A 438-nucleotide genomic window follows, 5' to 3' on the forward strand; every position below is an offset into this window, starting at 1 on the left:
CAGATGCACAGCCTCAAAACCGGCGCGCTCATCCGCGCGGCCGTGGCCTTAGGCGCACTTTCCTGCCCGGACTTAATACCGGCGCAAATCCAAACCTTAGACCGCTACGCTGCCAAATTGGGCCTGGCTTTCCAAGTGATCGACGATGTATTGGACTGCGAAGCCGATACCGCCACCTTGGGCAAAACCGCCGGCAAAGACTCGGACAACGACAAACCGACCTACGTCAAACTGATGGGCCTGCACGCCGCGCGTACTTACGCAGAAACGCTGATTGCAGAAGCTGTTGCCCTGATTGAGCCATTCGGCGGCAAAGCCCTGCGCCTGCGCCAACTGGCTGAGTTTGTTACTGCGCGGAAAAACTAAACCTGCGAATAAAATAAAGGCCGTCTGAAACCTGATTTTAGGTTTCAGACGGCCTTTTTAAACAGCCTGTTT

The 438-nt window shown here is 55.0% G+C and carries 1 protein-coding gene; it reads left to right on the forward strand.

Features of this window, described 5'->3' with window-relative positions; genetic code table 11:
- A partial coding sequence (locus ACTHUR_RS21270; RefSeq protein ID WP_440400795.1) for a polyprenyl synthetase family protein occupies nucleotides 1-366 on the forward strand: 366 nt, incomplete at its 5' end.
- Between the last annotated feature and the right edge of the window lie 72 nt (nucleotides 367-438).

It is taken from the genome of Neisseria sp. P0021.S007 (assembly GCF_051956855.1).